This window comes from Acinetobacter sp. YH12096, from assembly GCF_013419215.1.
GTDB lineage: Bacteria > Pseudomonadota > Gammaproteobacteria > Pseudomonadales > Moraxellaceae > Acinetobacter > Acinetobacter amyesii.
In genome coordinates this window covers 42,787-68,998 of the sequence record NZ_VPAM01000012.1, presented here as the reverse complement: position 1 = coordinate 68,998, position 26,212 = coordinate 42,787, and the positions used below count along the sequence as shown (strand labels likewise).

At 42.2% G+C, this 26,212-nt stretch carries 19 protein-coding genes; 18 read left to right on the top strand and 1 reads right to left on the bottom strand.

Features of this window, described 5'->3' with window-relative positions:
* Nucleotides 1-324 precede the first annotated feature (324 nt).
* The 9 genes from FTU36_RS07255 to FTU36_RS07215 all read left to right on the top strand — a co-directional run bounded on the left by FTU36_RS07255 (nt 325) and on the right by FTU36_RS07215 (nt 10,800).
* A complete protein-coding gene (locus FTU36_RS07255; RefSeq protein ID WP_180117259.1) occupies nt 325-1,332 on the top strand; it encodes a sulfate ABC transporter substrate-binding protein in 1,008 nt (335 codons plus the stop codon).
* 248 nt (nt 1,333-1,580) lie between these two features.
* Nucleotides 1,581-2,597 (top strand): sulfate ABC transporter substrate-binding protein, encoded by a 1,017-nt coding sequence (locus FTU36_RS07250; protein WP_180117257.1) that lies wholly within the window; start codon nt 1,581-1,583, stop codon nt 2,595-2,597.
* Between the two features lie 185 nt (nt 2,598-2,782).
* Entirely contained in the window at nt 2,783-3,694 is a 912-nt protein-coding gene (rsmH, locus tag FTU36_RS07245; protein WP_180008673.1) for a 16S rRNA (cytosine(1402)-N(4))-methyltransferase RsmH, read from the top strand.
* A 10-nt stretch (nt 3,695-3,704) separates the two neighbouring features.
* Nucleotides 3,705-4,037, top strand: a complete 333-nt coding sequence (gene ftsL / locus FTU36_RS07240) for a cell division protein FtsL (protein ID WP_078189390.1) — start codon at nt 3,705-3,707, stop codon at nt 4,035-4,037.
* A 12-nt stretch (nt 4,038-4,049) separates the two neighbouring features.
* On the top strand, nt 4,050-5,876 hold the full coding sequence (ftsI, locus tag FTU36_RS07235) for a penicillin-binding protein PBP3 (protein ID WP_180117255.1): 1,827 nt from the start codon (nt 4,050-4,052) through the stop codon (nt 5,874-5,876).
* Between the two features lie 10 nt (nt 5,877-5,886).
* Nucleotides 5,887-7,383 (top strand): UDP-N-acetylmuramoyl-L-alanyl-D-glutamate--2,6-diaminopimelate ligase, encoded by a 1,497-nt coding sequence (locus tag FTU36_RS07230; protein WP_180117253.1) that lies wholly within the window; start codon nt 5,887-5,889, stop codon nt 7,381-7,383.
* Nucleotides 7,384-7,392: 9 nt separating this feature from the next.
* On the top strand, nt 7,393-8,802 hold the full coding sequence (gene murF, locus FTU36_RS07225; RefSeq protein WP_180117251.1) for a UDP-N-acetylmuramoyl-tripeptide--D-alanyl-D-alanine ligase: 1,410 nt from the start codon (nt 7,393-7,395) through the stop codon (nt 8,800-8,802).
* Complete coding sequence (gene mraY / locus FTU36_RS07220) at nt 8,802-9,920, top strand: phospho-N-acetylmuramoyl-pentapeptide-transferase (RefSeq protein ID WP_078189386.1); 1,119 nt, start codon at nt 8,802-8,804, stop codon at nt 9,918-9,920. Before murF ends, mraY begins: the two co-directional genes overlap by 1 nt.
* Nucleotides 9,921-9,996: 76 nt before the next feature.
* Nucleotides 9,997-10,800, top strand: a complete 804-nt coding sequence (locus tag FTU36_RS07215; protein ID WP_180055437.1) for a putative RNA methyltransferase — start codon at nt 9,997-9,999, stop codon at nt 10,798-10,800.
* Between the two features lie 53 nt (nt 10,801-10,853).
* Here FTU36_RS07215 and ponA read toward each other — a convergent pair whose 3' ends face one another.
* Entirely contained in the window at nt 10,854-13,394 is a 2,541-nt protein-coding gene (gene ponA, locus FTU36_RS07210) for a penicillin-binding protein PBP1a (protein ID WP_180117249.1), read from the bottom strand.
* Nucleotides 13,395-13,560: 166 nt separating this feature from the next.
* Between ponA and FTU36_RS07205 the strand changes: the two genes are divergently transcribed.
* The 9 genes from FTU36_RS07205 to gltB all read left to right on the top strand — a co-directional run bounded on the left by FTU36_RS07205 (nt 13,561) and on the right by gltB (nt 26,172).
* Nucleotides 13,561-14,619, top strand: a complete 1,059-nt coding sequence (locus tag FTU36_RS07205) for a pilus assembly protein PilM (protein ID WP_078189383.1) — start codon at nt 13,561-13,563, stop codon at nt 14,617-14,619.
* Nucleotides 14,619-15,305 (top strand): PilN domain-containing protein, encoded by a 687-nt coding sequence (locus FTU36_RS07200; protein WP_180117247.1) that lies wholly within the window; start codon nt 14,619-14,621, stop codon nt 15,303-15,305. The genes FTU36_RS07205 and FTU36_RS07200 overlap by 1 nt, the downstream gene beginning before the upstream one ends.
* Nucleotides 15,302-16,024: a type 4a pilus biogenesis protein PilO gene (locus FTU36_RS07195; protein WP_078189381.1), complete on the top strand. Its 723-nt coding sequence runs from the start codon at nt 15,302-15,304 to the stop codon at nt 16,022-16,024. Before FTU36_RS07200 ends, FTU36_RS07195 begins: the two co-directional genes overlap by 4 nt.
* Nucleotides 16,021-16,548: a pilus assembly protein PilP gene (locus FTU36_RS07190; RefSeq protein ID WP_078192530.1), complete on the top strand. Its 528-nt coding sequence runs from the start codon at nt 16,021-16,023 to the stop codon at nt 16,546-16,548. The genes FTU36_RS07195 and FTU36_RS07190 overlap by 4 nt, the downstream gene beginning before the upstream one ends.
* 61 nt (nt 16,549-16,609) lie before the next feature.
* The gene (pilQ, locus tag FTU36_RS07185) at nt 16,610-18,724 is read left to right on the top strand and encodes a type IV pilus secretin PilQ (RefSeq protein WP_180117282.1); all 2,115 of its coding nucleotides are present in this window, start codon (nt 16,610-16,612) and stop codon (nt 18,722-18,724) included.
* Nucleotides 18,725-18,760: 36 nt separating this feature from the next.
* Nucleotides 18,761-19,306, top strand: coding sequence for a shikimate kinase AroK (aroK, locus tag FTU36_RS07180; RefSeq protein ID WP_078189378.1), 546 nt, complete (start codon nt 18,761-18,763; stop codon nt 19,304-19,306).
* Between the two features lie 14 nt (nt 19,307-19,320).
* Nucleotides 19,321-20,403, top strand: coding sequence for a 3-dehydroquinate synthase (gene aroB / locus FTU36_RS07175; protein ID WP_180117245.1), 1,083 nt, complete (start codon nt 19,321-19,323; stop codon nt 20,401-20,403).
* 7 nt (nt 20,404-20,410) lie between these two features.
* Nucleotides 20,411-21,250 (top strand): hypothetical protein, encoded by an 840-nt coding sequence (locus FTU36_RS07170; protein ID WP_180117243.1) that lies wholly within the window; start codon nt 20,411-20,413, stop codon nt 21,248-21,250.
* 446 nt (nt 21,251-21,696) lie between these two features.
* Nucleotides 21,697-26,172, top strand: a complete 4,476-nt coding sequence (gltB, locus tag FTU36_RS07165; RefSeq protein ID WP_180117241.1) for a glutamate synthase large subunit — start codon at nt 21,697-21,699, stop codon at nt 26,170-26,172.
* Nucleotides 26,173-26,212 lie beyond the last annotated feature (40 nt).

Here is a 26,212-nt window from a genome sequence, read left to right as displayed (position 1 = left end):
TATTTAGACTACGATTTAACCATCTTTCGTAATTAAAAAGTAGAACTACGTCACAATTTTTACAAAAAAACTAAAAAAGTCTGTACTAGGATTACCTAAATAGACTGTTTTCTCCAGATTTTCGGATGTTTTAGCAAACAACTATGAAGATAGCATGGAGATCGCTTCTGATTGTTGCTGTATTAGCAGAATTAAAGCTTTAAATACGTTATTTTTAGATATCTTTAAAACAGAAATAGATTTGAATTTATATTATAGATAGCTGATTGTTAAAGTTATTTTTGATTTATATAGTGCTCTCAAGATCAATTTGAGTTTGAGCAGATGAAAAAAATAATAGCATCGGGTATTTTCGCTTTATTGGGTGGGGTGGCGGTACAAGTGTATGCCGCAAAAGATTTCTTAAATGTTTCTTATGACCCAACACGTGAGTTTTATCAGGAATATAACCAAGAATTTGGACAATATTGGAAAAAACGTACAGGACAAGAGATTAATTTTAAACAATCACATGGTGGTTCTGGCAAACAAGCTCGTGCAGTGGCAACAGGTTTACAAGCAGACGTTGTCACTTTGGCATTGGCCAATGATATTGATGAAATTGTGGCGACTGGGCAAATCAATAAAAACTGGCAAAAGCAATTTCCACATAATTCTGCACCGTATACCTCAACCATCGTATTTTTGGTGCGCAAAGGCAACCCGAAAAAAATTAAAGATTGGAATGACCTGACCAAACCGGGCGTTGAAATTATTACGCCAAATCCAAAAACAGGTGGGGCACCGCGTTGGATCTATTTGTCAGCTTGGGGGTATGCTTTAAAACAGCCGGATGGCAATGACGCCAAAGCCAAAGAATTGGTGAAAAAACTCTATAGCAATGTCAAAGTTTTGGATTCAGGCGCACGTGGTTCACTCACGACCTTTGCTGAGCGTGGCATTGGAGATGTCTTACTGTCTTGGGAAAATGAGGCACTGTTAGCGACTCAGGGCTTAGGCAAAGATAAATATGACATTGTTTATCCGTCTATTTCGATTTTAGCCGAGCCTTCGGTGGCTGTAGTAGATAAAACCGTCGATAAAAATGGTAATCGAAATTTGGCGAAAGGATATTTGAACTATCTATATTCACCTAAAGGCCAAGAGCTGGCAGGTAAATATTTCTTCCGCCCTCGCGATGTAAAAGCCACTGCAAAGTACGCTGCTCAATTCCCGAAAGTTCAAACCTTTACCATTGATAAAGTGTTTGGCGGTTGGGCTAAAGCGCAAAAAACACATTTTGTGAATGGTGCGATTTTCGATCAAATTTATAGTGAAAAGAATAAAGAGTAAGTCTGTAAATAAAGTTGAGTGGTGTAAAAGCGGATAATTTAGATTATCCGTTTTTTGCATATGTAATGCATAAAAATCTATATATAGGGAATAAGTAGATTGTTTTTGTGTATTTTAATATGAAAAACAAACAATTAAATTCGCTGCGTTAGCTGTATCCAGCAAAGGGTCTAAACTTGCTGCAATTGCGATTTATGACTTTATTTCATATATTTAGCAGTATTGAATATAACTTTATGCTGGCTGTTATGAAAACTCAATTTAAGGCGTGGCTCAGTGCTGCGTTGCTTGCCACTGGTGTTGCTTTCTCAGCGTCTGCTCAGGCCGCTGATCGTGAATTTTTAAACGTTTCTTATGATGCAACGCGTGAATTTTATGACGAATTTAATAAGTCATTTGGTGCATATTGGAAAGAGCGTACGGGTAAAACGGTCGCATTTAAACAATCACATGGTGGTTCAGGTAAACAAGCCCGTTCTGTGGTTGACGGTTTAAAAGGTGATGTCGTGACTTTGGCATTGGCCAATGACATCGAAGAAATTGTGAAATCTGGTCAGATTCAACCGGATTGGCAAAAAGAGTTTCCACATAACTCAGCACCATATACGTCAACGATTGTCTTCATGGTGCGTAAGGGCAACCCGAAACATATTAAAGATTGGTCTGATTTAACCAAACCGGGTGTACAAATTATTACCCCGAACCCGAAAACTGGCGGTCTTCCACGTTGGGTTTACTTGTCAGCTTGGGGTTATGCTTTGAAACAGCCGGGTGGTAATGAAGCGAAAGCCAAAGATTTCGTGGGTAAGATGTACCATAACGTAAAAGTAATGGACTCTGCGGCACGTGCATCGATGACTACATTTGCAGAACGTGGTATTGGTGATGTGTTATTGACTTGGGAAAACGAAGCTTTAGTTACGCAAAAAACTTTGGGTAAAAACAAATTTGATATCGTGTATCCATCGATGTCGATTTTGACTGAGCCTTCAGTGGCAATCGTAGACAAAACTGTCGATAAAAATGGTAATAAATGGTTAGCTCAAGGCTATATCAATTATCTTTATTCTCCATTAGGTCAAGAGATGGCAGCTCGTCATTTTTACCGCCCACGTAATGCAGCAGTTTTAGCAAAATATAAATCACAGTTCCCGCCATTAAAAACCTTTACCATTGATGAAGTGTTTGGTGGTTGGGCAAAAGCTCAACAAACACATTTTGTGAATGGTGCGATCTTCGATCAGATCTACAATAACAAGCGCTAATACATCGAAATCTATGATTTGAGATGTTCAAAGACCTCCTTCGGGAGGTTTTTTAATGGATGGCAAAAAATAAAAACGGTTTTCTCTATGGAAAGTAATATTTCTGTACAAAAAGACGTTTGGAGCTTTGCTAAAACAAGGTAATAATGTGCAGTTACATTTTTAGCTGTGTTGAACGAACCCTTATGTCGCATATTTCTGTATTACTTCATGAAACTGTTGATGCTTTACTGGCAGATCGCAATACAGGAATTTTCGTAGATGGCACATTTGGGCGTGGCGGTCATACACGTTTATTACTGTCTAAATTAGATGAAAATGCACGTGTTTATGCCTTTGATAAAGACCCACAAGCATTGGCCGTTGCAGCAGAATTAGAACAAGAAGATGCGCGTTTTAAAATTATTCACGCCAGTTTTGCAGACTTAAAAGAAGAACTGCGTAGTCGTGGTATCGATTTGGTCGACGGTATAATGGCGGATTTAGGGGTGTCATCTCCGCAGCTAGACCAAGCAGAACGTGGCTTTAGCTTTATGAAAGATGGCCCACTTGATATGCGTATGGACAACTCACAAGGCCCAACAGCCGCAGAGTGGTTGGTTGATATTGAAGAAGAAGATTTGGCCAATATTATTTTTAAATATGGTGAAGAACGTTATAGCCGCCGTATTGCCAAAGCGATTAAAGCGGCAGGGTATATTGAAACCACAGCTCAATTGGCTGAAATCGTGAAAGTTGCCCACCCGAAATGGGAAAAAAATAAACATGCAGCGACACGAACTTTCCAAGCAATTCGTATTGCTATTAACAAAGAACTCGACGATATTGATATCTTCTTACCTCAAGCGGTGGATATGCTGAAACCTGAAGGCACTCTTGCAGTGATCAGTTTCCACTCTTTAGAGGATCGTTTAATTAAACAATTTATTCAAAAAGAATCTACACTTGCAGAAGACACCGGCTGGGGTTTACCACAAAAACGCGAAGATACCCGCCGCTTAAAAAAAGTGTCACGAATTAAAGCAAGTGAAGAAGAAGTTAAAGCCAATCCGCGATCTCGTAGTGCTTGGCTTCGTGTGGCAGAGCGTTTAGCTTAAAAGGCAAAGAATGAAAACCGAAGCAATCGAAAAAAACTCTGATCAATCGCAGTCGAAGAAAATCATTACATATGGCATTTTATTGCTCTTGGTTTTTGTGAGTGCGATTATGGTGGTCTTTCAAGTCTTTGAATATCGCCAAGATTATCGTCAATTGAGTACCTATATGCGTGAAAGGGATGACCTCAACGCAGAATGGGGACGTTTGCTGATCGAACAACAAACTTTCGGTGCAACAGCCCAAATTGGGACACGTGCAGTTACCCAATTACGCATGTATTCGCCTCCTATTGCACAAACCGTTGTTATTTCATTGCCACAAACTCCAGAACAGAAAAAATAGGCTGCCGGTCACATGGTTGAAAAGAGAAACAAACAAACTCCGCGTAAGAAACAGCAGTCTGTTACTGGTCGTACAGCCATTTCGGTGGAGATGTGGCGCTATCAATTGATGTGGGCAGTGGTTTTGCTGTGCTTCATTGCATTGGTGGGGCGGGCTTTTTATGTACAAATCATTAATAAAGACTTTTTACAAAATAAAGCCAATGCTAAAATTTTAAGAACTGAAACCTTAAAAGCCATGCGCGGTGTCATCTATGACCGTCACGGTGTGCCTTTAGCGATTAGTACCCCGATCATGAAAATCGTGATCGATCCACGTGATTATTTTGACAATAAAAAACTCTTTGAAGAAATTACGGCGGAATTGGCTAAAGATCCAAACAATCGTAAGTTAAAACGTCAATTACCAGATAAAAATCTGAATTTAGATGAACTCGCTGATGCTGTAGGGATGGATCGTGCTGAACTGAGACGCAAAATGAATGAGCGTCCACGTTCACGTTATTTAGTTTTAAAGAAAGAAGTGCCACCACAACAAGCTGAATTGATCATGAAACGTGACTTTCAGGGGGTATATACCGAGAAAAACTATAAGCGCTACTATCCACAGCCTCAGCCAAACTCACAAATTATTGGTTTAACCAATAGTGAGGGTATGGGCATCGAAGGTTTAGAGATGCAATTGAATGAACGTCTTGCAGGCGTAGATGGTGCGCAGCAAATTGTCCGAGATAAAAAAGGCAACCGCGTTAAAGACCCTGAGATCGTGAAAGAAGTTGAGTCGGGTGAAAATATCACGCTGAGTATTGATTCACGTTTGCAATACATTATGTATCGTGAGTTGACTGCAGCCGGGGTAGCCAATAATGCACGTTCTGCCACAGCGATTGCTGTCGATGTCAAAACGGGTGAAATTTTAGCGATGACCTCTTGGCCGTCTTACAACCCAAATGATAAAAAAGGTGTCTTAAATAAAGATGCCATGCGTAACCGTGGTGCAATTGACTCCTTTGAGCCGGGTTCAACCATGAAGCCAATGACCGTGGCAATGGCGTTGGAAAGCGGTAAATACACGGCAAATACGGTGGTAAATACTACACCGGGTTCTATGCGCGTTGGCAATCATACTATTCGAGACACGCATAACTATGGTCCTCTGACTTTGGGCGGCATTATTCAAAAATCGTCTAACGTCGGTGTGGCAAAAATCGCTTTATCTCTCCCTTATGAAACATTACCGACCTTCTATCAACGTCTTGGCTTTGGTCAACGTTCAGCGGTGAAATTCCCCGGTGAAAGTGCTGGTCTGATTTTGCCGAAGAGCAAATGGAATGTGTCAGAAGTAGCAACCATGGCTTATGGTTATGGTTTGAACGCTACAGTGCTCCAACTGGCTGATGCTTATGCCATGATTGCCAACAAAGGCGTCAAAATGCCACTGAGCTTGTACAAGCTTGAGGAAAAGCCGAAAGGTGAGCAGATGGTTGACCCTAAAATTGCTGATCAAGTGCTTTTAATGATGGAAGCGGTGACCTTGCCGGGTGGTACGGCACGTCAAGCCAATATTCCGGGTTATCGCGTGGCAGGTAAAACTGGTACAGCACATAAATTACGTGCAGACCGTAAAGGCTATTCGACTTCAGAATATCGAGCACTCTTTGCCGGTGTTGCACCAGTGAGTGATCCACGTTTGGCCATGATTGTTGTGGTGGAAAACCCAACAGGTCAGTATTACGGTGGTCTGGTGGCTGCACCCGTTTTTGCTCGTGTAATGCAAGAATCTTTACGTTTAATGAACGTACCTTTAGATAAACCTTTAGACACTCCTAAGATCCAGTAATAGGTGATGAATGAAAATTACGTTTCAAGATCTATACACCGTTGAACAGCCCGCTGAATGGATGTCGCAATCCTTTCAGGGCTTCAATCTGGATAGTCGCAAAGTTACAGCAGGGCAAATATTTATTGCCCTGACTTCGTTTTCGCAACCTGAAAAAACAGCACAATTTGCACGTACAGCGTTAGAAAATGGCGCGCTGGCGGTCATTTCAGAAACTGATTTGGGTTTGGATCAAAGTGTCGTGATCGCGGATGTGCGTCAATTGATGGGGCAGTGGCAAAAGCAATATTTACAGGCGACTCAACCGGTTCAAGCTGCACTAATTTTGGCAGTGACGGGTACCAATGGTAAAACCACGATCTCTCGTTTAATCGCTGAATTACTCATGCTGCAAGGCAAAAAATGTGCAGTGATGGGAACCACTGGAAACGGGATTTTACCGAATTTAGAAGCCTCTTCTCACACCACTTTAGATGCGTTGCATATGCAAAATGCGTTGCATGCATATGCACTTGAAGGTGCAGAGTTTGCTGCCATTGAGGCAAGTTCGCATGGCTTAGAACAAGGTCGATTAAATGGCTGTGCAATTGAAATTGCCGCTTATAGCAATTTAAGTCGTGACCATTTGGATTATCATAAAACCCTTGAAGCCTATGCTGAAGCGAAATCACGTTTGTTTCAGTTTCCATCGCTCAAAGTTGCAGTCATCAATCTCGATGATGAACATGCAGAAGTGATGCTGAATGCCGCACGCCAAAACCCGGCTCAGCCTAAAATTTTGACTTATTCAACGCGTCAGGCTGCGGATTATCAAGTGACGGATATTCAATACAGCTTAACGGGCGCACAATTTAAATTGCGTACTGCTCAAGCTGAATTTGTGGTGCAAAGTCCATTATTGGGACACTTCAATATTGAAAATATTGTGGCGAGCTTAATTTCAGCGGAGCAAGCGGGTTTTGACTTATCTGCCTTGATCGCAACTGCGCCCGAGTTAAAAGGTGCACCGGGTCGTATGCAAGTGATTCGTGATGATGAACGCCTGTTTGTGGTGGATTATGCACATACACCAGATGCTTTAGTTCAAGTGTTACAGACTTTAAAACGTCATGTATCGCAACAGTTATGGGCGGTGTTTGGCTGTGGTGGTGATCGTGACCGTGGTAAGCGTCCATTGATGACACAAGCGGCATTAAACCATGCAGATGTTGCGTTGATTACCTCGGATAATCCACGTACTGAAAACCCAGAACAAATTTTTGCAGATATGAAGGCTGGTATTGATTTTACTGGAAAAACTGTCCATGAAATCCATGACCGCCGTGAAGCGATTAAATTCGCAGTCAACCATGCGCAAGCGGGTGATATTGTGGTGATTGCTGGTAAAGGCCATGAAAACTATCAAGAAATTGATGGTGTTCGACATTGGTTTGATGATGTGGTGGAAGTGAAATCAGCGATTGATTCCCAGCATCACAACACTGACTCGGCTTATCCAGCGCAATAGGAAACAGATATGCATACTTCAACGACCAGTACGGTTCCGTTAGAACCTTGGACTGCCGAACAGTTGGTTCAAGCGACACAAGGGCACTGGCATAATAATCAAGCGCCGACAGGTCCTGTGAAACGAATTTTGACCGATTCACGTCATGCAGAGCAAGGAGATGCTTTTCTTGCCCTGAAAGGTGAACGCTTTGATGCGCATGATTTCCTTGCTCAAGTGGCTGAAAAGGGTTGTGAAATTGCCATTGTCAGTCATCCGGTCGATGTGGATATTTGTCAGTTGGTGGTTGCAGATACACGTTTAGCACTTGGACATTTAGGTGCATTTCGTCGTGCCCAAAACCCAGCCTTAAAAGTGATTGCCTTGACAGGAAGTAGTGGTAAAACCACAACCAAAGAGATGCTCGGGAGTATCCTTTCTCGTCTTGCACCAACGTTAATTACGCGCGGTAATTTAAATAATGACCTTGGCGTACCGATGATGTTACTTGAGTTACGTCCAGAACATCAGTATGCCGTGATGGAGCTTGGTGCCAGTCATAAAGGTGAAATTGATTACACCTCAAATTTGGTACAGCCTCAGGTTGCCGGTATTTTAAATATTGGCACCGCTCATATGGGGGAGTTTGGTGGGCGTGATGGTATTTGTCGTGCCAAGTCTGAAATTTATGCACATATAGCGAAAACAGGAACTTCGATTGTCCCTGCGGCAGATGATTTTACAGATGCCATTCGTCAAGCGGTGCAAACTGAGCAAGTAATGAGTTTTGGTCAGGGTGGGGATGTCTTTGCGACTGAAACTGAACTTCAGGCTCAATCTTCACGATTTATCTTAAATACGCCACAAGGTGCACGTCCAGTTCAACTGCCATTTGCTGGTGAACATAATGTGCAAAATGCCACTGCAGCCGCAGCTTTCGCGTTGTCGATTGGTGTGAGTTTAGATGACATCGTTGTGGGTCTTGAACATGCAACTGGTGCCAAAGGTCGTCTAAACTTTATTCAACATAAAGATTATCTGTTTATTGATGATACCTACAATGCAAATCCAACCTCAATGCGTGCTGCTGCTGATGTACTTGCGCAGCAAGATGGCATCAAAGTCATGGTTATTGGGGATATTGGTGAGTTAGGTTCATCTGCTGCACAGCAGCACTACATGTTGGGACGTGACCTTGTTTCACACGCCGGTCTTCAATTTGTCGTTGCTGTCGGTGAGTTTTCACCTGCCGTGCAAGAAGGCGCGCGCAGTACCCAATATGGTAAAAAATTACAGGCCTTTCTATCTCAAGAACAGGCCTTACCGTTATTAATTAGTCTAGTCAAAACACATCAGCCTCAGTCCATGAGTTTCCTGTTTAAAGGTTCTCGTTATACCCACATGGAAACTTTGATGGCTGAATTGATGGAGAAACTTTAATGCTGTTATGGTTATTTGAGCAGCTTGCGGGTTATCACAGCTCGTTTCAGGTTGTTCGTTATTTAACGCTTCGTTCGCTACTCAGTGTCTTAACGGCATTGGCCATTGGTCTGTTACTTGGACCTGTGATGATTCGCAAATTGCAAGCTCTCAAATATGGTCAGGCAGTCAGTTCATTTGCACCTGAAAATCATGCCAAAAAAATGGGCACACCAACTATGGGTGGTGTGTTGATTTTACTGTCTATTGGGATTTCAACCTTACTTTGGGCCGATCTTTCAAACCCTTATGTATGGATTGTACTTGGCGTGATGGTGATCTTTGGTGCTGTTGGCTGGGCCGATGACTGGATTAAAATCCGTTATAAAGACAATGCAGGTCTGCCTGCGAAGAAGAAATTCTTTTGGACTTCTGTGGCATCTTTAGGTGCTGGTATTGCACTCTATGTGATTGCGACACAGCAAGCAAACCCAGTACATACTTCAAATATGTTGGATCTGCTGATTCCATTCTTTAAAGAAATTAGCATTCCGTTGTCTATTATCCCACTTGGTATCGGCTTTATTGTCTTTACTTATTTGGTGATTAACGGCGCATCCAATGCTGTGAACTTAACCGATGGTTTGGATGGTTTGGCGATTATGCCAATCGTTTTGGTTGCCGCAGGTTTAGGTGTATTTGCTTATCTGGCTGGTGATGTCCGTTTTGCTGATTATTTACATATCCCTTATGTGAAATATGCATCTGAACTTGTCGTGATCTGTGCGGCAATGATCGGTGCTGGCTTGGCATTCTTATGGTTTAATGCGCATCCTGCTCAAGTCTTTATGGGTGATGTCGGTGCCTTATCTCTAGGTGCGATGCTCGGTACGATTGCAGTCATGGTTCGTCAAGAAATCGTTTTTGCCATTATGGGCGGTGTCTTTGTGGTTGAAGCTATTTCTGTCTTCTTGCAAATTGGCTCGCTGCGTATGCGGAACAAGCGTGTATTCTTAATGGCACCGCTACACCATCACTATGAAAAAAAGGGATGGCGTGAAACGCAGGTGGTGATTCGTTTCTGGATTATTACAATTATGCTGGTAGTTTTGGGTCTAATGACTTTAAAATTACGTTAAGCAAATAAATAAACGAAACCGGCATTTGCTCCCACAGATGCCGGTTTTTTTATTTCAAAATATAGTGGAGTAAATGATGAACCTGTTGATGTGTCCTGTATGCCGTGAAGCATTAAAACTCACAGAGCGGACATGGCGCTGTGAAAATAATCATAGCTATGATGTTGCAAAACAAGGCTATGTCAATTTACATGTGGTTCAGCATAAACACAGTAAAAACCCAGGCGATACGCCAGAATCTGTACAGGCGCGTCGTGCGTTTTTGAGTGCCGGTCACTATGCACCTCTGCAACAGGAAGTGGTGGCTTTGATTCAAAAATTAAGGGTTGAAAACTTGTTGGATATTGGCTGTGGTGAAGGCTATTACACCGATGCGATGCAAGCTGAAGTATTACAGTGTGTGGGTGTCGATATCGCTAAAAATGCAGTACAAGTGGCCGCTAAACTGAATAAAGAGGTGACTTGGGTGGTTGGGACAGGGGCAACCTTACCTGTATTAGATCATTCGATTGACTTGTGTACGAGTTTATTTAGTCCTATTCCTCAAGAAGAAATCCTTCGGGTGTTAAAGCCTGAAGGGCACTTGATGGTGGTTACACCTGCGCCAGAGCATCTTTATGCAATGCGTGAAGCCCTGTTTGAAGAAGTAAAACTACATGAACCGCATAAATTTGTGGAACAACTGGCGAATGATTTTGAATTGGAAAGTGAACAAGTGGTTCAAGCGAAAATGTCACTTTCTCAGCAGGATCTCAAAAACTTAATTGCAATGACGCCTTATGCCTATAAAGTGAAAGCTGAGCGTCGAGAAGCTCTAGAAAAAAATGAACAATTTGAGTTGCAAGCGCAGTATCAAATTTATCTCTTTAAAAAGAAATAATGCATTGGAAGTGATAAAAAAGCCCTCGTTTGAGGGCTTTTTTTATGCAGTATTTACTGAACTTGATCGATGAGATGATCAAGTGCGTCCGTTTTATGCTCTGCACCTTGTGGTTTAGGCTGCATTGGCGGAGGCGCAGTTCGAGTCGGTGCAAGATTGGTTTCAGTAGACCCAGGAAGGTCGTCAAAATCATTTTGCGAAGCCTGAGGCTTCGGTGCAACAGGAGCAGGACGATACAGCGGTTGAGCCATTGGTGGCGTTGCTGCACGATCTTGTTCAGGTTGACCTTGAGTCGCTTTAGCCGAATTACGGTTGATTGGATTCTTGGCATGGGTGTCTAAACGCACCCAAGCTTCAGGTGTGCCTTTAAGTGATTTCGCCATAAAATCTGACCAAATAGGCAATGCTGCAACACCACCATATTCACGGCGACCTAAAGTAGAGGGTTGGTCAAAACCGACCCAAGCCACAGTGACCAATTTTCCATTAAATCCAGCAAACCACGCGTCTTTTGCATCATTGGTTGTACCGGTTTTACCGCCTAAATCACCGCGACCAATTTTTAAAGCCGCACGACCTGTACCGTGTTGGATCACGTCACGCAAGATGTTCGCCATATCAAAGGCTGAACTTGACTTCAAAATCCGCTGAGCTTGTTTATAGTTTGCTGCTTCAGTATCGGAAATTTTTGATTCAGCGGGCTTGTTATCCTGATTGGTGACTTCAATCACTTCATCATCCGGCGTGGTCGGATCTGCAGATTCAACTTCGTCCTTTTGATTGATACATTGAATACATGCATATTCAGGATTGGCTTGATAAATGACTTTGCCATAAGCATCTTCAATACGGCTAATAAAATGGGGTTGAATACGATATCCACCGTTGGCAAAAGTCGCATAACCTGTCGCCATTTGAATCGGCAACACCTGTGGGGTACCTAAAGCAATGGTGTAGTTACTTGGAATTTGGTTTTCTTGTAAGCCAAAATCCATAAATAATTGGCGAGTACGTTCAATCCCGACGACTTGTAATAAGCGTACTGAAACTGTGTTACGTGATAAATAGAGGGCACGGCGTAGAGGTATCATCCCTAAATAGCGACCGTCAGAGTTTTTAGGCGTCCACTTGCCAATCGTAATTGGATTGTCATTGACCATGGAATACGGAGTCATGCCACGTTCAAGTGCTAAAGCATAAACAAAGGGTTTAATGGTTGAACCCGGCTGACGCCAGGCTTGTAGAGCACGGTTAAATTTAGATTGATAAAAATTATAACCACCCACAATGGCTTCAATACCACCATTGTTGGGATTAAGTGCAATTAATTGACCTTGCGCTTTGGGAATTTGCACCAAAGCCCATGAGCTTTTGTCCGCATTCGGACGTAGGCGAATAATATCTTTTACTTTTACAATTTGAGAGGCTTTGCTAGGCGCATTGCCTACACTATTGGCATTGCGATAGGGACGTGCCCAAGATAAACCTGACCATGGAACTGTCACACTACTGCCGTCTTGCATCAACACTTCGATACTGGTGTTGTTGACTTTGGTTACTTCGGCAGGATAGGTGTTGGCATATGGAATAAAGTTTTTTAAGGGTTCATCATGTGCTTCTGCACCACGCCAACCATGTCGTCTATCGTAAGCTTCGAGACCCTCTTGTACAGCCTGCTCAGCATAGGCTTGGCGTTGGCTGTTGATAGTGGTGTAGACTTTATAGCCAGAATCCGTCGCTTGTTCACCAAGCTTTTCTACGAGCTCAGAGCGAACCATTTCCCCGACGTAGGGGAATTTGTTGCTGACCCCGCGGTCAGGCATATCGAGATTAATCGGTTCAGCAATCGCTTTTTGATATTCAGATTGATTGATATACCCCAATTGCAACATACGGCCTAAAATCCAATTACGACGCTCTAAAGCACGTTTTGGGTTGGCTACAGGATTGTATTTTGAAGGTGCTTTAGGTAAGCCTGAAATCATTGCCATTTGAGCCAAACTTAAATCTTGCAGGCTCTTGTTATAATAAATTTTTGCTGCTGCTGCGATCCCGTAGGCATTTTTTCCTAAAAAGATTTTGTTGACATACAGCGTTAAAATTTCTTCTTTACTTAGATTTTGTTCAATTTTTCGAGCAAGGAAAACTTCGGTCAGTTTACGTTTTAAAGTACGCTCTGGAGTCAGATAATAGTTTTTTGCAACCTGCATGGTAATGGTTGAACCACCGGTTTGCACATCGGAACCGGTAATACTTTCACTGACGGCACGCCCCAATCCTTTGAAACTAATACCGCTGTGTTCAAAAAACGAAGAATCTTCCGCAGCTAAAAAGCCATGAATGAAATGAGACGGGATTTGGTCGTACTCTACAGGGACCGAAAGTTTGCCACCATATTCTGCAATCAGCTCATTATCAGCACTATAAACCTGTAATGGTTTTAATAATGGAGCCTTTTTTAAGATGGACATTTCAGGCAAAGACGGGGCAATATAGAGATACATGCCATAGAAACCCATTGGAATTGCGACCAAAATAATAATAATGGCCAAAAAAAATGGATGAACAAGGCCTGAACAAGATAGCTTTTTCATAACAAGTAAGTTTTAATAAGAGCTAATGGCAAACTAATTGGTGGTCAGTATATCCTTTCGATATACGGATTGTTAGATGAGTTATTGTATCTGTATAAAATTATAGACCAATGCTAATTAGTGGGTTAATTTTTTTTGGGGATAAAAAAATAATAGGAATTATATTGTGCTCAGGTTATATCGTAAGCCAAATAAGGGGTTAATAGGAGTAGATATTAGTTCGACTTCTGTTAAGGTTTTGGAACTTTCTGTAAAAAGTGGACGGTATTGGGTAGAAAGCTATGCTTTGGTCCCGTTACCAGAAGGAAGTGTTGTTGAAAAGAACATATTGAATCCGGAAGCTGTCGGTGACTGTTTAGAGCGCGCAATTAATTTGGCCAATACGCAGACCACTAATGCAGCTTTGGCGGTTCCAACGTCGATGGTGATTACAAAAATCATCGAAATGGACGCAGATATGAACGATGATGAACGTGAAATTCAGATTCGTGATGATGCTGAGCAATATATTCCGTTCCCACTTGATGAAGCGAGCCTTGATTTTGAGGTCTTGCCAGATCGTCTGTCCAACCCAAATCGTGTCAATGTTTTGCTTGTCGCTACGCGTATTGAAAATGTCGAAGCGCGTGCGGAAGTCATTCAGCTTGCTGGTCTTACACCAAAAATTGGCGATGTAGAAAGCTTTGCAATTGAAAATGCGTTTAAAGTTTTCTCAGATACTTTGCCAATGGGTGTGAATACCGTGGGTATTTTAGATATTGGTCATAGTATGACGACCTTATCTGTCATGCAGAATAACAAAGTGATTTATACCCGTGAGCAAGTGTTTGGTGGCAAACAATTGACGCAGGAAATTCAAAATCGCTATGCATTGTCTTTCGAAGAAGCGGGTCGTGCGAAAAAAACACGTGCCTTGCCAGATGATTATGATGTTGAAGTCTTAGAACCTTTCTTAGAAGCTGTCGTTCAACAAGCAGCGCGTTCTTTACAGTTCTTCTTTTCATCTTCACAGTTCAACGAAATTGACCATATTTTATTGGCAGGGGGGAATGCCAATATTCCGGGGCTTGCAAAACTACTTCAACAAAAATTGGGTTACCGCGTCACGATTGCCAATCCATTCTTACAAATGGGTTTTTCACCTCAAATTGATATTAAAAAAATTGAAAATGATGCCTCATCACTCATGGTGGCATGCGGTCTAGCATTGAGGAGTTTTGATTAATGGCAAAAATTAACTTGCTCCCTTGGCGTGATGAGCTAAGAGAGAAACGAAAAAAAGAATTTATTGCACTTTGTATTGGGGCTTTCTTAATTGGGGTAATTGGGGTTGGTTTAACATGGTTGTACTTTGATCACAAATTAAAAGATCAAGAACAAGCGAACCAATTGATTATCAGTCATAACCAAAATTTAGATGTTCAATTAAAGTCTTTGGACGGTTTGCAAGAACAGCGTAATGCCATTATTGAACGCATGAAGTTGATTCAAGGCTTACAAGGTCAACGTCCAATCGCAGTACATCTTGTAGATGAATTGGTTCGTGTGACACCTGCCAATATGTACATCACAAAATTTGAACGTAATGGCGACAAATTTATGATCGAAGGGCGTGCGGAAAGTCCAAATACTGTTGCCGATTTACTGCGTAATTTGGAAGCATCACCTTGGTATCGTAATGCCTTCATGAGCTCATTCCTTGTGGCTGAAGAGAAAAAAGACAAAGCGCCGACGTCAGTGGTTCCTCGCGTAGAAGAATCTTATGGTGCATTTACTGTGACTGCTGATTTGGAGCAAATTGCGCAGCCGACCATTAATGATCCAGCAGCAAATGCAGGACAGTCAGCTTCATCGGCGCAAACATCTAACGCACAAACTGCAGCAACACCAACTCCGGAGGCTGCAAAATGAGTCGTGATGAATTTGAACAATTGAATCAAGATGCGGTTGTCATTCCGAAAAAGAAAATGACTTTTGATAAGTTTGTACAGCAGTTCAATACGCTAGATCCAAACAATTATGGTAGTTGGCCAATTTCAGTCAAAATTACCTGCTGGATTTTTATCATTATCCTTGTGGCAATTTTGGGCTATTTCTTGGCGATTAAAGGCAAAATTGAAGCCATTTCAAGTGCCAATGCACAAGAACAAAATTTGTTGAATGAGTTTCGTGAAAAAGATTCAAAACTACGTAATTTGCAACAATATCAATTGCAGTTGCAGGATATGGAAGCACGTTTTAATCAACAATTAGAACAATTGCCGAAAGAAACTGAAATTCCAGGTTTGGTTGAAGATATCAACTTAACAGGCGTGAATTCTGGACTGAAATTTAAAATTATTCGTCTTGAGCCTGAAGTGAAGCAAGAGTTCTTTACGGAACAGCCAATTCATATCGAAGCAACGGGTGATTACCATGCCTTTGGTTCATTTGTTAGTGGCATTGCCGGGCTTTCACGGATTGTGACTTTGCATAATTTAACGATTACAGCAACTGAAAATAAAGAAAAGAACTCAGATATTCCAAAAATTGATTATGTCATTTCTGCGAAAACATATCGTTACGAAGGAAATACTGAAAGTGCTGCGAAAGCTGCAGATTCAGCAAGTACACAGGAGGCTCCAAAATGAAAATGAATAAATTGGCACTTTCTGTGATGGTTGGATTTGTATTAGCAGGTTGTGAATCACGTATTGATGTGGTCAATCAAGAGATGGCAAATATACGCAATCAAGCGCCACTAGCGATTGAGCCTGCGCCAGATTTTGTGCCTGTCGAGACTTTTAATTATGCAGCGCATTCATTAAAAAGTCCGTTCTTGCCAAGTTCCTTGGCAGCAGAACTTAAAATCATGGCAGGCAAGCGTGTTTATCCAAACTTGAGTCGTCAGCCTCAACCTTTGGAGAGTTATGCACTCGAAACCCTGAATATGAAGGGTAGTATGCGTAACCAATCTGGGCAAATATTAGCCTTGATTCAGACACCTGATGGTGAAGTTGAGCGTATTCAACGTGGAAGTTATATGGGGCTCAATCATGGTCGAGTGGTAAATATTACCCCGACGCAAATTGATTTGATTGAGATTATTCCGGATGGGCGAGAAGGATATGTAGAGCGTCCTAGAAGTCTCATATTAATTGGACCAGCACCTTAAGCTTAAAGGAATAAAAATGAAGAATAGTGTACAAGATTTTATTTTTGGGGATGGCAATACAATGAATCATGTGTTTCGTCAGTTTTCGATGGGGGCTGTTGCAATGGCGATGATGCAAGTTGCCAATGCTCAGGTGAGTGTAACCAATGTGGTACCAATGCAAATTCCAGGTCAAGGGACTGAAATTCGCGTGATGTTTAATGGCTTGCCGCCGCAACCACAAGCTTATCAACTCGATCAACCATCACGACTAGTCTTAGATTTTGATAAAGCACAGCAAAATTTAAAGCAAAGTTCAATTCCTGTGGCAACAGCTGAAGCGAGCACTGTGGATGTGAGTTCGGATGCACAACGTGCGCGCTTAACGGTAAATTTAGCCAATGCGGGTGCTTTTACCACGCGTGTTGAAGGTAATACCTTTATTTTAAAAATCAACTCTGCACAAGCTGCAAATTATGTACAGCCTGTAGCACAACGTCAGCAACAGGGCATCTCAAATATTGGTTTCCACCGTGGTTCTAATGGTGAAGGTCAAGTTGTTGTTGATTTACTCGGTGGAAATACTCCCGTTGATGTTCAACAGCAAGGCAGTAAAGTGGTGATCCGTACTTTAGGCAATAAAGTACCTGCACATTTGACTCGCCGTTTAAATGTCAATGATTTTGCAACACCTGTTGCAACGGTAGATGCACATAATGATGGCGGTAATGGTGTGATTACCATTCAGTCGACGGGCAGCTATGAATATATGGCGTACCAAACTGATAATAAATTAACGGTAAGTTTGAAACGTCCGGAAGATAAGAATCCATTACGTCCTAAAGCTGCCAATCATTATACCGGTAAGAAGATTTCATTAGACTTCCAAGATATTGAAGTACGTCGTGTGCTGCAACTTTTGGCTGATTTCACTGAAATCAATATGGTTGCTGCTGATACGGTTCAAGGAAATATTACACTTCGCTTAAAAGATGTGCCTTGGGATCAAGCACTAGATATCGTATTGAAAACCAAGAATTTGGACAAACGTCGTAATGGTAATGTGATTTGGATTGCGCCTGTTTCTGAGTTGATTAAAGCGGAAGAAGAAGAAGCGAAAGCCTTACGTCAAAGTATGAAGTTGGCACCCATTCAAACAGAATATCTTACTTTAAGTTATGCTAAGGCAGCTGATATTGAGAAACTGATTACGCAGTCTAAAACTGCGGGTAATAGCGGTTCGTCAAATAATAGTAATAATGCTGATGATGATCGGGGTAATTTGTTAAGTCCCCGAGGCACGATTTCTGCAGATACGCGTACAAATACACTGATTATTAATGATACCGCGCAAAACATTGATCAGATTCGTAAGATGGTGGATTTGCTTGATGTATCAGTCAAGCAGGTCATGGTCGAAGCACGTATTGTAAAAGCTTCTACCGACTTTACCAAAGAAATGGGTGTGAAATGGGGTCTCTTGTCTCAAGGTATTAACCAAAATGACCATTTATTGGTGGGTGGTAGTGATACTACGCTTTGGGACTTAAAAACACCGGATGATGATGGTAAATATACGATTCAACGTCCAAGTAACTTAAACGTGGACTTAGGTGTGACTACTGCAGGTGCCAGTCGAATTGCGTTCGGCTTAATTAGTCTTTCTGATTTTATGTTGGATTTAGAGCTTTCTGCTTTACAAGCGGATGGTTATGGTGAAGTCATTTCTACACCTAAGGTACTGACAGCGGATAAACAACCTGCCAAAGTTGCATCAGGTCAAGAAATTCCGTATCAAACCACAACGGGTACAGGTTCAAATGCAACTTCTTCTACCGAGTTTAAAGAAGCTTTATTAAGTTTGGATGTCACGCCTAGCATTACTCCAGATGGTAAAGTGCAAATGAAGCTGAATATCAAGAGCGACTCACCAGCAGGATATGCACAAAATGGTGAAATTATCCTGAATAAAAATGAAATTAATACCGATGTCTTAGTCAACAATGGTGAAACTGTTGTGCTCGGCGGTATTTTTAATCAGGAAACACAAAGTAAGCAAATTAAAGTACCGTTCTTAGGTGATATTCCTTATGTAGGTCGCTTATTCCGTAAAGATTTGAAAAGCGATGCAAAAAATGAGTTACTGATTTTTGTTACTCCGCGAATTGTTAATGACAGTGTTACCAGAAATCATTAATATATTTTCAATTTAACAAAAGAAATAGGTGACTCCTTGCCAAGCAAAGAGTTTGAAACCCTACCAAATATCTATTTGGTAGGGCCGATGGGGGCAGGAAAAACAACCGTAGGGCGACATTTAGCAGAATTGTTAGGACGTGAATTTCTAGACAGTGATCATGAAATTGAACGTAAAACAGGTGCGACCATTCCTTGGATTTTTGAAAAGGAAGGGGAAAAAGGCTTTAGAAGTCGTGAAACGAATGTCATTGATGAGTTAACTGCAAAGAAACAACTGGTCTTGGCGACTGGCGGTGGTGCTGTGACTCAGCCCCCAAATCGTGAATTTTTAAAACAACGTGGTATTGTTGTTTATCTATATACTCCGGTGGAAATTCAGTTACAACGAACCTACCGCGACAAAAATCGCCCACTTCTTCAAGTGGAAAATCCAGAGCAAAAGCTACGAGATTTATTGGCTGCCCGTGATCCGCTTTATCGTGAAGTCGCGCACTATATTATTGAAACCAATCAAGGTGCCGCGAGAGATCTTGCGCAAAAAATTTTTAATTTAATTGTTTCACAAAATATATCTCGTTAGAAAAGGTTAAATTCATGCAAACCTTACATGTTGAACTCGGTGATCGTCGCTACCCTATTTTTATTGGGAGTGACCTTAATCCACAAACTTTACTTGAGCCTTATATTCAGGGTAAACAAGTGATGATTGTCTCTAATACCACTGTTGCCCCGCTCTATTTAAAACGTTATGTAGAAGCAATTGAGGCATTAGGGAAAACTGTTGCGACATGTATTTTGCCTGATGGTGAAAAGTATAAAAATTTAGACCATTTGAATTTAATTTTTGATGCCTTGCTCGAAGCAGGCTTTAACCGCGATTGTACGGTTTTGGCATTAGGTGGTGGTGTTATTGGAGATATGACCGGTTTTGCCTCTGCATGCTATCAACGTGGTGTGTATTTTATTCAAGTACCGACGACTTTACTTTCTCAAGTGGATTCCAGTGTTGGTGGCAAAACAGGGATTAACCATCCACTAGGTAAAAACATGATCGGTGCCTTTCAGCAACCCCAAGTGGTCCTTGCGGATATGGCGCAATTAAAAACTTTGCCAGCGCGTGAACTTTCTGCAGGTTTGGCTGAAGTGATCAAATATGCGTTGTTGGGTGATGTTGAATTCTTAACTTGGCTTGAACAGCATATGGATGCTTTAGTTGCAGGTGATGCAACTTTGTTGGCTGAAGCGGTTTATCGTTCATGTGCCCATAAAGCGCGTATTGTGGCCAATGATGAAAAAGAACAAGGCGAACGTGCGTTATTAAACCTGGGTCATACCTTTGGTCATGCGATTGAATCGTACTTAGGATATGGTGAATGGTTGCATGGTGAAGCTGTTGCAACAGGAATGGTAATGGCTGCAGATTTGTCCCATCGTATGGGCTGGATCACAGTTGAAGATTTAGAGCGTACAAAAAAAATCATTTTACGTGCACAATTACCGATAGTTTGCCCTAAAATTCCGCTAGAGGAGTTTTTGGCGTATATGTCCCATGATAAAAAAGTATTGAATGGGCAATTACGACTTATTTTACTGAAATCATTAGGTCAGGCCATCATCACCAAAGAGTTTGATGTTGAGTTAATGAAACAGGCAATTTTGGCAAATCAGGCAGAGTAGGTACATCATGGCAGCGCGGCAGTCTCAATGGCAAAAAGTTCATCACTACGCATGGTTGGTGGGTGGAGCTGTGTGTCTGTTCGCTGCATTGGTTTTCTGGGCGATTACAGATACCAAAGAATTGGTTGAAGTTGAAAAGCAAGCTGAAACCGAAGTGGATTTGCAAATTCAGCCAGAGAAAGTGGCAGCAATGTCCCATCTTGGTGCATTAAATGAAGAAGTACGTCCACTTGATATGACGACCCGTGTGGTTGCTACAGCTCAACATGAGCCAGAATTTCGCGGCACTAAATTTATTAATGACTCTGCCAAGCTTTATGGTGTTGAATTATTTCGGGTTTCTGAAGAAGATATTTTAAAAAGCTTCTTACGCAAGCAGCCTGAGCGTCATAAATTTATTTATCTACGTCTTTCTGGTGAAGACCATCCTGAGCAATACGTCATTTTAACTGGACCATATTCGTCGCAAAATGATGCCAAAGCTGCAATGTCGAGCCTCAACATCGCTTTGCCTGCTTCAATCAAACCTGAAGTTGTGGAATTTAAACAATATCAAGCATATGTGAATGATTTGGGCACAGAAGAAATGTCGTCGAGTCAAAAGTTATATGCTGTTAAATTAAAATCTGTGCCTTTACCGAAAATTGACGAAGCGCAAATTGCCGCACGAAAAGCGGCGACTGCAGCGACGGTAACAACACCCACTAATGCAACGACAAGTACTACGGTGACTCGTCGTGATGCTGAAGGAAATGTGATTGATGTGCAAAAATCACAAAGTAGTGTAGATGCACCACGTCCAAAACCTGCACCGGTAGAGCAAGAAGTAACCGATCCATTTAATTAGTTCTAAAATAGCGCAAGACGTCTTAGGAAAAGCTTGAACTGCACAGAAAAAGTGCATAAAAGTATAAAAGAATAATTTAAATTATTTGTTATAACTAAAAAATGCTTGTAATCAGCCATCTTAGCGGAAAATGCATCAAGTTGGCATATAAATTGCTTAATTGGTGCGTAAATTGAACTTTTCTCCCTGTTTTGGCGCGAAAATGATTCGATAAAAGTGCGAAGTCATTAATCCAGTCGTTATCCCTGATCTGAACTGCAAAAGCAGAAAATTTGACTTTTTATTCATGCATCAAAGATGGATTCGGTTTATCTTAAGGGTGTGAATAAGAAATAATTTTGCTCGACAGAACAATTCATGTGAGTAAGTTAAGACGAATCGCAACAAGAAATTAGTTTGTTAAGTGCTCGAAAGAGCTGTAAAGAAAAGAAGGGTACGCTATGCACATGCCATCGCCTAATACTGTAGCTCCCGCTCAAGGTTTATACCAACCGGATGAGTTTAAAGATAACTGTGGTTTCGGTTTAATCGCCCATATGCAGGGTGATGCAAGCCATGATCTCGTCAAAACCGCCATGCATAGTTTAAGTTGTATGACCCACCGTGGTGGTATTGCCGCAGATGGCAAAACCGGTGACGGCTGCGGTCTGCTCCTTGCTATGCCAAAAGAATTTTTCCGTGAAGAAGCGAAAAAACTCAGTGACATTACATTGAGTGAAATCTTTGCTGTGGGTACGGTATTTCTAAATCTAGACCCTGCATTAGCCGCACATGCAAAACAAATTTTAACCAAAGAAATCGAAGACGAAGGCTGTAAAGTCATCGCTTGGCGTGTTGTGCCAACCAATAACGATGCGTTGGGTTCAATCGCGATGCAGTCATTACCTGCATTTGAACAAATTATCGTGAATTGCCCAATGGGTGTTTCAGAGGTTGAATTCAACCGTAAGTTGGTGATGGCACGTCGTCGTGCAGAACAACAGCTGACTGCTGACCCATACTTCTATGTAACTACTTTATGCTCAACTGTGATCAGCTATAAAGGTTTGATGATGCCAGCAGCGATTGCTGACTTCTATACCGATCTTGCTGATGAGCGTTTAAAGTCACACATCGTGGTATTCCATCAGCGTTTCTCAACTAATACCTTGCCTCGTTGGCCATTGGCTCAGCCGTTCCGTTACTTAGCACACAATGGTGAGATCAATACCATTACTGCAAACCGTAACTGGGCGATGGCACGTACACCAAAATTTGAAAACCCATTATTGCCGGGTTTAACTGAGCTGAATCCAATCGTAAACCGTACAGGCTCGGACTCTTCAAGTTTAGACAATATGCTGGAAATCCTTGTTGGTGGCGGTATGGACTTGTTTCGTGCGCTACGCATGTTGGTTCCACCAGCGTGGCAAAACGTTGAAACTATAGATGCTGACTTACGTGCATTCTACGAATTCAACTCGAAACATATGGAAGCTTGGGATGGTCCAGCAGGTCTGGTAATTCAAGATGGTCGTCATGCGATTTGTATGCTTGACCGTAATGGTTTACGTCCAGCACGTTGGGTAATTACCAAAAATGGTTACATCACCTTGGCATCAGAAATTGGTGTTTGGGGTTATGAACCTGAAGACGTTGTATCTAAAGGTCGTGTCGGTCCGGGTCAAATTTTGGTGATCGATACCTTTACCGGCAAAATGCTCGATACTCAAGATGTGAGTAATCACCTCAAACGTATGCGTCCGTACCGTCAGTGGTTACGTGAAAACTCAGTACGTGTACAAGGCAGTCCAGAGCTGGAAGAATATTTATGTGATCAAGGCTTAAAAGGCGATGACCTGAAAGCTTCACAAAAAATGTTCATGGTGACATTTGAAGAACGTGACCAATTGCTTCGTCCAATCGCTGAAAGTGGTCAGGAAGCCGTGGGCTCAATGGGTGATGATACGCCAATGGCAGTATTGTCTCGTCAGGTGCGCCATGTGTCTGACTACTTCCGTCAGCAGTTCGCTCAGGTTACGAATCCGCCAATCGATCCATTACGTGAATCGATCGTAATGTCGTTAGAGACATGCCTCGGCCGTGAACAAAATGTATTTGAACAAGGTCCAGAGCATGCAGATCGTCTGATCATTTCAAGCCCAGTACTGTCAAATTCGAAAATGCATCAAATCCGTACCCTTGGTCGTAAAGGTTACGAGATTGCAGATATCGACCTGAACTATGCAGAAAATGAAGGCTTAGAAGCTGCCATCGCGCGTATTTGTGAAGAATCTGCGCAAGCGATTCGCGATGGAAAGACATTACTTGTATTGTCTGATAAGAAAATCCGTCAAGGTTTCTTACCTGCAAATGCATTGATGGCAACTGGTGCGGTTCACCATTATTTAATCAATGTGGGTCTTCGTACCGATGCTAACATTATTGTCGAAACTGGTTTAGCACGTGATGCACACCAGTTTGCGGTGATTCTTGGTTTCGGTGCGACAGCGATCTATCCTTACCTTGCATATGACGTGATTAATGACTTGATCGCGAAAGGCGAATTGTTGGGTGACCCAATTCATGCGCAAGCGAACTTCCGTAAAGGTATTGAGAAAGGCTTATTGAAAGTACTTTCTAAGATGGGTATTTCTACTGTTGCCTCTTACCGTGGCGGTCAGCTGTTTGAAGCGGTCGGCCTTTCTGATGAAGTGGTTGCAAAATGCTTTACTGGCGTACCGAGCCGTATTAAAGGCGCAACATTCTCTGATCTAGAAAATGACTTGAAAAAATTGGCAGATTTGGCGTGGAAATCACGTAAGCCAATCGATCAAGGCGGTATGCTGAAGTTTGTATTCGGTAAGGAATATCACGCATTTAATCCAGACGTGATCAATGCGCTGCATAAATCTGTGCGTTCTGGTAATTATGCGGACTTTAAAGAATACGCAGAGCTAGTGAATAACCGTCCAATTGCGACGATTCGTGACTTATTCAAGCTGAAAACAGATCAATCGATTGCACTCGATCAAGTTGAATCCGTTGAAGAAATTCTGCCACGTTTTGACTCGGCTGGGATGTCTTTAGGTGCTTTGTCACCTGAAGCGCACGAAGCTATTGCAATCGCAATGAATACCATTGGCGGTCGCTCGAACTCAGGTGAGGGTGGCGAAGACCCAGCGCGTTACGGCACTATTCGTAACTCGAAAATCAAACAAATTGCATCTGGCCGTTTTGGTGTGACCCCTGCATATCTAACTTCTGCAGAAGTCCTTCAAATTAAAGTGGCGCAAGGTGCAAAACCAGGTGAAGGTGGTCAGTTGCCGGGCGGTAAAGTGAATGGCTTAATTGCACGTTTACGTTACTCAGTGCCGGGTGTGACATTAATTTCTCCGCCACCGCATCACGACATCTACTCAATCGAAGATTTATCACAGTTAATTTTCGATTTAAAACAGGTTAACCCACAGGCGATGGTGTCCGTTAAGCTGGTTTCTGAGCCGGGTGTCGGTACGATTGCGGCAGGTGTAGCAAAAGCATACGCAGACTTCATTACCATTTCTGGTTATGACGGTGGTACAGCGGCTTCTCCACTTTCTTCAATTCACCATGCAGGTTCACCATGGGAACTTGGTCTGAGCGAGGCGCATCAAGCACTTCGCGTAAATGACCTACGTGGTAAAGTACGTGTACAAACTGATGGTGGTTTGAAAACAGGTCTAGACGTTGTAAAAGCAGCGATTTTAGGTGCTGAAAGTTTCGGTTTTGGTTCTACGCCAATGATCGCATTGGGTTGTAAATACCTACGTATTTGCCACTTAAACAACTGTGCGACTGGTGTTGCAACTCAGCAAGACCATTTACGCCAGGAACACTATATCGGTGAGCCTGAAATGCTGATCAATTTCTTCCACTTTATTGCGGAAGAAACCCGTGAATGGTTGGCGGCACTCGGTGTGTCTAGCCTCAAAGATTTGATTGGTCGTACAGATTTACTGGAAATGCTTCCGGGTGAAACTGAAAAACATGCACACCTTGATTTGAGCGCATTGCTCCAATCGCATCCTGCGGCTGAAGGCAAAGCACAGTACTGTGAAGTACAAGGTAATGCACCATTCGATAAAGGCTTATTGGCTGAGAAAATGGTAGCTGAAATGCTGCCAGCGATTGAAGCTGGTACAGGCGGTGAATACGGTTTCACTATTGGTAACTGTGACCGTTCAATTGGCGCGCGTATTTCAGGTGAGATTGCAAAACGTTATGGCAACCTCAGCATGGAAGCGCACCCTGTTAAAGTTAAATTAACAGGGACTGCAGGTCAGTCATTGGGTGTTTGGAACGCCGGTGGTTTACACATCAGCCTAGAAGGTGATGCGAATGACTACGTGGGTAAAGGTATGGCTGGTGGTCGTATCTCGATCTTCCCACCGAAAGGTTCACCGTTCCAAACGCAAAATACTGCAATCATTGGTAATACCTGTTTATATGGTGCAACAGGCGGTAAATTGTTTGCAGCAGGTACAGCAGGCGAGCGTTTTGCAGTACGTAACTCAGGTGCGTTTGCTGTGATTGAAGGGGCAGGCGACCACTGCTGTGAATACATGACAGGTGGTATCGTGACTGTATTGGGTAAAGTGGGTCATAACTTTGGTGCGGGTATGACAGGCGGTTTCGCTTATGTGCTCGACCTCGACAATGACTTTGTTGACCATTACAACCATGAACTGATTGAATTGAACCGTATCTCTACAGAATCGATGGAAGAACACAAAGAGTTCTTATGCCGTATCTTAGATGAACATATTAAAGAAACAGGTAGTGCTTGGGCGTATAAGATCCGCAATGAGTTTGACTTCTATAGCCGCAAATTCTGGCTTGTGAAACCAAAAGCTGCTAATTTGCAGACTTTGTTGAAAACAACTCAAGCTGATCCACAATAATTCCACTACTGCAGATTTGATAGGCAGGTGTAAGTCCAAA

Excerpts from the sequence above, each read along its gene's own strand:
- gltB (WP_180117241.1), top strand. The coding sequence starts at position 21,697 with ATGCCATCGCCTAATACTGTAGCTCCCGCTCAAGGTTTATACCAACCG.
- FTU36_RS07195 (WP_078189381.1), top strand. The coding sequence starts at position 15,302 with ATGAGTCGTGATGAATTTGAACAATTGAATCAAGATGCGGTTGTCATT.
- FTU36_RS07255 (WP_180117259.1), top strand. The coding sequence starts at position 325 with ATGAAAAAAATAATAGCATCGGGTATTTTCGCTTTATTGGGTGGGGTG.
- aroB (WP_180117245.1), top strand. The coding sequence starts at position 19,321 with ATGCAAACCTTACATGTTGAACTCGGTGATCGTCGCTACCCTATTTTT.
- mraY (WP_078189386.1), top strand. The coding sequence starts at position 8,802 with ATGCTGTTATGGTTATTTGAGCAGCTTGCGGGTTATCACAGCTCGTTT.
- FTU36_RS07230 (WP_180117253.1), top strand. The coding sequence starts at position 5,887 with ATGAAAATTACGTTTCAAGATCTATACACCGTTGAACAGCCCGCTGAA.
- murF (WP_180117251.1), top strand. The coding sequence starts at position 7,393 with ATGCATACTTCAACGACCAGTACGGTTCCGTTAGAACCTTGGACTGCC.
- pilQ (WP_180117282.1), top strand. The coding sequence starts at position 16,610 with ATGAATCATGTGTTTCGTCAGTTTTCGATGGGGGCTGTTGCAATGGCG.
- FTU36_RS07170 (WP_180117243.1), top strand. The coding sequence starts at position 20,411 with ATGGCAGCGCGGCAGTCTCAATGGCAAAAAGTTCATCACTACGCATGG.
- rsmH (WP_180008673.1), top strand. The coding sequence starts at position 2,783 with ATGTCGCATATTTCTGTATTACTTCATGAAACTGTTGATGCTTTACTG.
- FTU36_RS07250 (WP_180117257.1), top strand. The coding sequence starts at position 1,581 with ATGAAAACTCAATTTAAGGCGTGGCTCAGTGCTGCGTTGCTTGCCACT.
- ftsI (WP_180117255.1), top strand. The coding sequence starts at position 4,050 with ATGGTTGAAAAGAGAAACAAACAAACTCCGCGTAAGAAACAGCAGTCT.
- ftsL (WP_078189390.1), top strand. The coding sequence starts at position 3,705 with ATGAAAACCGAAGCAATCGAAAAAAACTCTGATCAATCGCAGTCGAAG.
- FTU36_RS07190 (WP_078192530.1), top strand. The coding sequence starts at position 16,021 with ATGAAAATGAATAAATTGGCACTTTCTGTGATGGTTGGATTTGTATTA.
- ponA (WP_180117249.1), bottom strand. The coding sequence starts at position 13,394 with ATGAAAAAGCTATCTTGTTCAGGCCTTGTTCATCCATTTTTTTTGGCC.
- FTU36_RS07215 (WP_180055437.1), top strand. The coding sequence starts at position 9,997 with ATGAACCTGTTGATGTGTCCTGTATGCCGTGAAGCATTAAAACTCACA.
- FTU36_RS07200 (WP_180117247.1), top strand. The coding sequence starts at position 14,619 with ATGGCAAAAATTAACTTGCTCCCTTGGCGTGATGAGCTAAGAGAGAAA.